Below are 7,556 nucleotides of genomic sequence, written 5' to 3'. Positions count from 1 at the left end.
CCCCCCCCCCCCCCCCCCCCGCCCCCCGCGCGCCCCCCCCCCCCCCCCCCCCCCCCCCCCCCCCCCCCCCCCCCCCCCCCCCCCCCCCCCCCCCCCCCCCCCCCCCCCCCCCCCCACGGCAGTTCAGCCCGCGTTCTTGGTGCAGGCGGTCAGCACGATATTCGCCGGGCGCGGGCTGGCGCTGCCCAGGTCCGGGAACGGCGGCGCGGTCGGGCCCAGCACGTCGCGGGCCTGCTTCTCCGCCTCCACCTTGGTCGGGCCCCAGCCGACGGCCACCCGCCGGTCGGCGCCCTGCGCCACGGCACCGCAGCCGTCGGTGAAGTGCAGCACGACACGGCAGTCGCCGACACCGCAGTGGTTCACGGCCGCGCCGTCGGCGGCACCGGCGTCGTCGTAGTTGACCGCCGACGCCACCGTTCCGGTGCTGTCGGACAGCGCGATCGCACCGTGCAGCGCGCCCTCGGCGGCGGCGGGCCCGGCGGCACCGAACCCGGCGATCACCGAGCCGGCCAGCACGACAGACGCTTTGGACAACAAGGACATAAAGGGATCCACCCCGTTTCTCGAAGGCAATGTGACGGCTGGATCCTTCTCCTCGCGGGCAGATCTGTCCAACCCACCCGTGTGACAGGGCATTTCCTCAGGATCGCTGCGCGATCACCAGCAGCACGTGCACCGGCCGGTCGTCGACCAGGTGCCAGCGGTCGCGCATGGTCGAGGGGAAGTTCATGAAATCCCTTGGGCCGAGCCGGAACCGGCCCGCACCCACCACCTCGACCTCCAACCGCCCCGAGACCACATATACCGCGCTGATCCCGGTCGACTCGAACCAGCCCCCGACGAACTGCCCCGGTTCGATCAGATACTCGATCACCTCCAGCGGGCTGTTCGGGCGCATGTGCAGCGCGCGGCCCAGCGCGGCATCGGGACGGTCCGCCACCGGCAGCCGCACTCCCTCGTCGGCGCGCACCACCGACACCCGCTCGGAGCCGGGCGCGGGCAGCAGGTCGCCGGGCGCGACACCCAGCGCCGACGCCAGCCGATAGGTCGTGAGCATCGACGGGGCGCTCACCCCGCGCTCGATCTGGCTCAGGAACGGCTGACTGATCCCGGCCCGCTTGGCGAGGTCGCGCATCGACAGCCCGGCCTTCTCGCGCAGATCCCGGACCACCCCGCCGACCAGCTCGGACAGTGTCGCCTCGTCGGGAGCGCCTGCCCCCGTGTCGGTTTCGCCCACGAGGGAAGTCTGCCCGATCGCCCGCCTCGCCGCCGCCGGTGCGTTTACACGATCGTGACGCGAATGAACGTTCACGACATACAAATACCCCATTCTGACTGCCGTCGCTTATCAACCCCGCATAATCGGAGCGTGCCGATGTCCGTCATCGAAGGCGATTCCTCGCTGCACCCCGCCGCCCCGCCCGGTACCGCGCCGCGGACACTGGTCGAACAACGCGGCATCGACCACATTCCCGACTCCGAGCGCCGCGGCACCGTGCGCCAGCTCGGGCTGATGTGGAGCGGTGTGATCCTCAATGTCCAAGTGGTGGTGTACGGCACCCTGCTGGTGGCGCTGGGGCTGAACCTGTGGCAGGCCGTCGCCGCCATCGTCATCGGCGCCGCCACCTGGGTCATCGCCGGACTGGCCAGCCTGCCCGGACCGGCCGCGGGCACCACGACCTTCGCCGTCAGCCGCGCGCCGTTCGGCCGAAACGGCATGCGGCCCATCGCATTCTGCAACTGGCTGCAGCAGATCGGCTATGAGGTCATGGATCTCGTACTGCTGGTGCTGGCCGGTTCGGCACTGCTCGACATGGCGGGCGTGCAGGTCGGCACCGGCACGAAAGTGATTCTGCTGGTGGTATTCTCGGTCGCGCAGAGCGTCTTGCCGAGTCTGGGGCACGCGGCCATCACGCGCGCCCTGCACCTGCTGGTCGCGCCGTTCGCCGCGCTGTTTCTCGTGATGGCCTGGCTGACCGCCGACAAGCTGCAGCTCAGCGGCGGGCAACCGGCGGGGTGGGCGGCGTTCCTCGGCGGTACCGCGCTGGCGTGCAGCGCCAGCGGACTGGGCTGGAGCCCGAACGCCACCGACTTCTCGCGGTATCTGCCGCGTTCGACCTCGCGGAGCCGCATCGTCGCCGCGGTGACCCTCGGCGGCGCCGTGCCGCAGGCGCTGCTCATGCTGCTCGGCGTGGGCGTCGCGCTGCTGACCTCGGACGCCTCCGATCCGATCAGCGGACTGCCGAGCGTGTATCCGGGCTGGTTCCTCGCGCCGTACCTGGTGCTGGTCATCGCGCAGATGATCTCGCTCAACGCGATCGATCTCTACTCCTCCGGAGTCACCCTGCAGGCCATCGGAATTCGGATCGGGCGCTGGCAGGCGGTGGTGCTGGACGGGGTGATCTGCGCGATCATCGGTGCGGTCGTGGTGTTCTCGGCGGATTTCAACACCGTCGTCAGCAATTTCCTGCTGTTCATGATCGCCTGGTTCGCGCCGTGGGTCGCGATCTTCGTCGTCGACTACCTCCTGCGCCGCGGCCGCTACGACCGCGACTCGCTCGGCACGACCGGCGGCCGGTACCGGCGGCCGCGCGGCGTGCACCTGCCGGGGGTCGCCGCGCAGGCCGCGGGCACTCTCGCCGCGCTGTGCTGGATAGACACCTCGGTTTTCACCGGGCCACTGGCGCATCTGTGCGGCGGCGCCGATCTCAGCGTTCCGGCCGGACTCCTGGTCGGCGGAACGGTGTACTACCTCGCCGCCCGCACGACCGTCCCCGCGGAATCCCCCGACACCGAGAAGACACCGCTGTGAACATTCCCATCACTGCTACGAAGGAGGACGTCATGGAATTCCATGTGCCCGTTATCGATATCTCACCCTATGTCCGCGCCGCCACCGAGGAGGAACGCGCGCACGTGGCCCGGCAGGTCGACGAGGCCGCGAGCACGGTCGGGTTCATGCAGATCGTCGGGCATGCCGTGCCGCAGGGTGTGATCGATGACTTCGCCGCGGCGCTCGACGCGTTCTTCGGGCTCGACCTCGAGACCAAGAAGGGCTATCGGACGCCGCCGGAGATCAACCGCGGGTATTCCCCGCCCAAGAGCGAGAGCCTGAGCCTGAGCCTGGGCGTGGAGTCGGCGGGCCGGATGAACGACTTCTTCGAGGCGTTCAACATCGGCGCCGCCACCTCCGACTATCCCGGCATCGACCTGCCCGCCACCGACTACGCGGAAAACCTGTGGCCACAACAGGTTCCGCAGTTCCGCGGCCCGGTGCTGGCGTACTACGCCGAGGCCGCGCGGGTCGCCCGCACGCTCACCACCGTCTTCGCCGACGCCCTCGCGCTTCCGGCCGGATACTTCGACCGGTTCACCGACCACTCCCTCGACGTGCTGCGCATGAACAACTATGCCCTGCCGCCGGGCACGGTCGACCTCGACGGCGACCTCATCGGCATGGGCGAGCACACCGACTACGGCATCGTGACCGTGCTGTGGGCCGACCAGGCACCGGGCCTGCAGGTGCTCGGCGCCGACCACCGCTGGCACGACGTCCGGCCCGCCGACGGCGCGCTGCTGGTGAATCTCGGCGATCTGATGGCACGCTGGACCAACGAGCGCTGGCTGTCGACGCTGCACCGCGTCATGCCGCCCATCGTGGACGGCACCATCGAAAGGCGCCGCAGCGCAGCGTATTTCCACGACGGCAATATCGATGCCGTCATCGCCACACTGCCGTCGTGTATCGGCGCGGGCAGCCGGTACGAGCCCACCACGGTCGCCGAGCACATCCGCGCCAAATTGGCGGGTTCGCGTGCGCTGCAACCGAATACGAACGCCGAGCGAGAAGCCGCCCGCGTTCGTGCCGCCGCGGAGGCCACGCCGTGAACGACATGCCCGCTGCGGCCGTCGATTTCGCCGCGCTGCCGAAGGTGAGCCTGCACTGCCACCTCACCGGGTCCGTACTCCCGGAAACCGTCGTGGAACTGGCCGCCAAGCACGGCGTGCCGGTGCCGGGCGGGCGGACCGCCGACACCCTCTACGATATCGACAGCCACGAGGATCTCGACGAGTTCCTGCGCGTCTACGACACGGTCGGGCAGGTGGTCCGCGACGCCGACGACTTCCGCCGCATCACCTACGAATCCCTGACCACGCTCGGTGCCGACCACGGGGTGCTGTACCGGGAGATCTTCGTCAGCCCGCCCGCGCACCCGCACACCGGCTACCGCACACTGCTCGACGGCGTCCGGGCGGGAATGCGGGAAGCGAAGCAGGACACCGGAATCGACAGCCGCATCATCGTCGCGATCAACCGCGAGGACACCCCGCGGGCGGCCGTGGATCTGATGCGGCAGGTGATCGAGCACCGCCGCGACGAGGTGGTCGGCATCGGGCTCGACTACGCCGAGGTCCACGGCCCGCCCGGGCAGTTCCACGAGGCGTACCGGCTGGCCCGGAAGGCGGGCCTGCACCGCACCGCGCACTCGGAATCCGGGCCGCCGCCGCATATCGAGATCCTGCTCGATGTCCTCGGCTGCACCCGCGTCGACCATGGCTACCACGTCGTCGACGACCCCCGGATCACCGAGCGCTGCGTCTCCGAGGGCATCGTGTTCACCTGCACGCCGGTAAGTTCCGATATCGGCCGCTACTCCGGCAGCGGCAACGGCAGACACGAGAAGATCGCCGCCATGGTGGACGCGGGGCTGCGTATAACGATTGATTCCGACGACCCGCCGATGTTCGGCACCGACCCCACCAACGATTTCGCCGTCCTGTCGAAGGCCCTCGGCTACGGCACCGAGCAGCTGCTGCGGTTCACGATGAACGGCGTGGAAGGCTGCTGGCTCGACGACACCGAACGCGCCGCCCTGCATCGACGCGTGCTGGCACGGGCGGCCGAGGCAGATGCCGACGAGTGACCAGCCGCCACCCACCGCGTGCCCTCGGGCGGGCCGAGCGGCCCGTCTCGGGTACCGCGATCACCAAGGGCCGACGAAGAATTCGAGCGTCGCCAACACCAGCGCGCCCAGCAGCGCGACGCCGAATCCGGCGCCCGCACCGGCCCAGCCTGTCCGCGCCGAATCGGTTCCGGCGGCGCGCTGCACCAGCCAACCGGCGACCGTACCCCCGATCGCCAGCACCGGCACGCCGCCGAGTACCAGATAGAACACGCTGGCCAGCGCCGCGTTTCCGGCCTCGGACAAGCCGTGTGCGTAGTCACCGAAGGGAACGGGGAACCGGTACACGCTCGCGACCACCGCCGCGGCCAGCGGCGCGGTCAACACCGCCGCCACACAGCCCACCAGCGGCCCTATCCAACTGATCCGTCCCGCAGCGCTCATCGCCGCGAGCCTACGGTACGACGCGGCGCCCGCGGCGAGCGATCACACCGGACGTATCACACCGTGAAGCCGAGGGCGCGCAGCTGCTCGCGCCCGTCCTCGGTGATCTTGTCCGGACCCCACGGCGGCATCCAGACCCAGTTGATCTTCATATCCTCGACCAGGCCGCTGCGCACCAGCGCATTGCGGGACTGGTCCTCGATGACGTCGGTGAGCGGGCAGGCCGCCGACGTCAGGGTCATGTCGAGGATGGCGGTGTCGTCCTCCAGCCGCATGCCGTAGACCAGGCCGAGGTCGACGACGTTGATGCCCAGCTCCGGGTCGACGACGTCGCGCATCGCCTCCTCGATGTTCTCGAGCTGCTCCATCTCCTCGGCGGAGAGCTGCTGCTCGGCTGCGGGTGCTTCGCTCGCGGGTGTTTCACTCATGACGTTCACCATTCGTTGACTGAGCACTGCCCATGACGCGCTTCGTTGTCGTCTCCTCTGCCGAGGTTATCCGGACCACCGCATCCTTGAACGCCATCCAGCCCAGCAGCGCGCATTTCACGCGCGCCGGATACTTGGAGACGCCCGCCAGCGCGATCCCGTCGCCGAGCACGTCCTCGTCGCCCTCGATGGTGCCGCGGCTGGAGATCATCTCGCTGTAGGAGTCGACGACCTTCAGCGCCTGCTGCACCGGCACGCCGATGACCTGGTCGGTGAGGATCGAGGTGGCGGCCTGGCTGATCGAGCAACCCTGACCGTCGTAGGACACATCGGCGACATCGCCGTTGTCGTCGATGTGGACGCGCAGGGTCACCTCGTCGCCGCAGGTCGGGTTGACGTGGTGCACCTCGGCACCGAACGGCTCCCGCAGCCCGCGGCGATGCGGATGCTTGTAGTGGTCCAGGATCACTTCCTGGTACATCTGGTCCATGCGCATGTTCTATGCAACTCCGAAGAAGCTCTGAGCCTTCCGCACCGCGGCGACCAGCGCGTCCACCTCGTCGAGGGTGTTGTAGGCGGCGAAGGTGGCGCGGGCGGTGGCCGGAATGCCCAGCCGCCGCATCAGCGGCCACGCGCAGTGGTGCCCGACGCGGATCGCGACGCCCTCGTCGTCCAGGATCTGGCCGACATCGTGTGCGTGGATGCCGTCGACCACGAACGACACCGCGCCGCCGCGATCCACGTTCTCGGCCGGGCCGATGATCCGCACACCCTCGATCGCGCTCAGCCCCTCGAGCGCGGCGCCGACGAGCGCATGCTCATGGGCCGCAACGGCTTCCATGCCCAGCCCCTCCAGGTATCGCACCGCCGCGGCCAGCCCGATCACCTGCGAGGTCATCGGCACACCGGCCTCGAAGCGCTGCGGCGGCGGGGCGTAGGTGGTGCCCTCCATGGTGACCGTCTCGATCATCGAGCCGCCGGTGATGAACGGCGGGGTCTCCTCCAGCAGGGCGCGGCGGCCGTAGAGCACGCCGACGCCGGAGGGGCCGAACATCTTGTGCCCGGAGAACGCGGCGAAATCGACTCCCAGCGCGCGGAAGTCGACCGCCATGTGCGGCACCGACTGGCAGGCGTCGAGCACCGTCAGCGCGCCGACTTCCCGTGCGCGACGGACGATTTCGGCGACATCGGTGACCGCACCGGTCACATTCGACACGTGCGTGAACGCGACGACCCTGGTGGCGGGCGACAGCTCGAGCGAATCGAGGTCGATGCGGCCGTCGTCGGTGATGCCGTACCACTTCAGGGTCGCACCGGTGCGGCGCGCGAGTTCCTGCCACGGAACGAGATTCGCGTGATGCTCCAGCTCGGTGATCACGATCTCGTCACCCGGGCCGACGTGGTGCGGGAACCGGTCGTCGGCGAAGGAGTAGGTCACCAGGTTCAGCGATTCGGTGGCGTTCTTGGTGAACACGATCTCGTCGGCGTCCACACCGACGAACCGGCCGATCTCGGCGCGCGCCGCCTCGTAGGCGTCGGTCGCCTCCTCCGACAGCTGGTGCGCACCGCGGTGCACCGCCGAATTGCTACCGACGACGTACTCCCGCTCCGCGTCCAGTACGGCCAGCGGGCGCTGCGAGGTCGCGCCGGAGTCCAAGTACACCAACGGTTTTCCCTCCCGAACCGTGCGGCTCAGGATCGGGAAGTCGGCCCGCACGCGGGCCACGTCGAGGGTGCCGCCCGCGGCGGGCTGCACGGCATCGGACACCGTAGCGGTCAT

At 69.6% G+C, this 7,556-nt stretch carries 9 protein-coding genes; 3 read left to right on the top strand and 6 right to left on the bottom strand.

What is annotated here, in order from left to right; genetic code table 11:
• Positions 1-123: 123 nt before the first annotated feature.
• On the bottom strand, positions 124-543 hold the full coding sequence (locus tag QH290_RS27410) for a DUF4189 domain-containing protein (RefSeq protein ID WP_280262021.1): 420 nt from the start codon (positions 541-543) through the stop codon (positions 124-126).
• A gap of 97 nt (positions 544-640) precedes the next feature.
• Positions 641-1,237, bottom strand: a complete 597-nt coding sequence (locus QH290_RS27405; RefSeq protein ID WP_280262023.1) for a helix-turn-helix domain-containing protein — start codon at positions 1,235-1,237, stop codon at positions 641-643.
• Between the two features lie 138 nt (positions 1,238-1,375).
• Between QH290_RS27405 and QH290_RS27400 the strand changes: the two genes are divergently transcribed.
• From QH290_RS27400 to add, 3 genes are read left to right on the top strand one after another with little or no spacing between them, the layout of a single operon-like run.
• Positions 1,376-2,812, top strand: a complete 1,437-nt coding sequence (locus QH290_RS27400) for a purine-cytosine permease family protein (RefSeq protein WP_280262025.1) — start codon at positions 1,376-1,378, stop codon at positions 2,810-2,812.
• Between the two features lie 32 nt (positions 2,813-2,844).
• A complete protein-coding gene (locus tag QH290_RS27395; protein ID WP_280262027.1) occupies positions 2,845-3,888 on the top strand; it encodes an isopenicillin N synthase family dioxygenase in 1,044 nt (347 codons plus the stop codon).
• 5 nt (positions 3,889-3,893) lie between these two features.
• Positions 3,894-4,925, top strand: a complete 1,032-nt coding sequence (add, locus tag QH290_RS27390) for an adenosine deaminase (RefSeq protein ID WP_280262038.1) — start codon at positions 3,894-3,896, stop codon at positions 4,923-4,925.
• A gap of 60 nt (positions 4,926-4,985) precedes the next feature.
• On the opposite strand, the gene QH290_RS27385 is transcribed toward add, so the two are convergent.
• Genes QH290_RS27385 through QH290_RS27370 form a run of 4 tightly spaced genes read right to left on the bottom strand, consistent with a single transcriptional unit; the run spans position 4,986 to position 7,556 of the window.
• Positions 4,986-5,348, bottom strand: a complete 363-nt coding sequence (locus QH290_RS27385) for a hypothetical protein (RefSeq protein ID WP_280386045.1) — start codon at positions 5,346-5,348, stop codon at positions 4,986-4,988.
• A gap of 56 nt (positions 5,349-5,404) precedes the next feature.
• Positions 5,405-5,776 (bottom strand): metal-sulfur cluster assembly factor, encoded by a 372-nt coding sequence (locus QH290_RS27380; RefSeq protein WP_280262031.1) that lies wholly within the window; start codon positions 5,774-5,776, stop codon positions 5,405-5,407.
• Positions 5,769-6,272: a Fe-S cluster assembly sulfur transfer protein SufU gene (gene sufU, locus QH290_RS27375; protein WP_280262033.1), complete on the bottom strand. Its 504-nt coding sequence runs from the start codon at positions 6,270-6,272 to the stop codon at positions 5,769-5,771. Before sufU ends, QH290_RS27380 begins: the two co-directional genes overlap by 8 nt.
• A gap of 3 nt (positions 6,273-6,275) precedes the next feature.
• Complete coding sequence (locus tag QH290_RS27370) at positions 6,276-7,556, bottom strand: cysteine desulfurase (protein WP_280386043.1); 1,281 nt, start codon at positions 7,554-7,556, stop codon at positions 6,276-6,278.

Source organism: Nocardia wallacei (assembly GCF_029869545.1).
Taxonomy (GTDB): domain Bacteria; phylum Actinomycetota; class Actinomycetes; order Mycobacteriales; family Mycobacteriaceae; genus Nocardia; species Nocardia wallacei_A.
This window is presented reverse-complemented; position numbering and strand designations above follow the sequence as displayed.

Coding starts and splice junctions, on each gene's coding strand:
- QH290_RS27400 (WP_280262025.1), top strand. CDS start 1,376: ATGTCCGTCATCGAAGGCGATTCCTCGCTGCACCCCGCCGCCCCGCCC.
- add (WP_280262038.1), top strand. CDS start 3,894: ATGCCCGCTGCGGCCGTCGATTTCGCCGCGCTGCCGAAGGTGAGCCTG.
- QH290_RS27380 (WP_280262031.1), bottom strand. CDS start 5,776: ATGAGTGAAACACCCGCGAGCGAAGCACCCGCAGCCGAGCAGCAGCTC.
- QH290_RS27395 (WP_280262027.1), top strand. CDS start 2,845: ATGGAATTCCATGTGCCCGTTATCGATATCTCACCCTATGTCCGCGCC.
- sufU (WP_280262033.1), bottom strand. CDS start 6,272: ATGCGCATGGACCAGATGTACCAGGAAGTGATCCTGGACCACTACAAG.
- QH290_RS27370 (WP_280386043.1), bottom strand. CDS start 7,556: ATGACCGCTACGGTGTCCGATGCCGTGCAGCCCGCCGCGGGCGGCACC.
- QH290_RS27385 (WP_280386045.1), bottom strand. CDS start 5,348: ATGAGCGCTGCGGGACGGATCAGTTGGATAGGGCCGCTGGTGGGCTGT.
- QH290_RS27410 (WP_280262021.1), bottom strand. CDS start 543: ATGTCCTTGTTGTCCAAAGCGTCTGTCGTGCTGGCCGGCTCGGTGATC.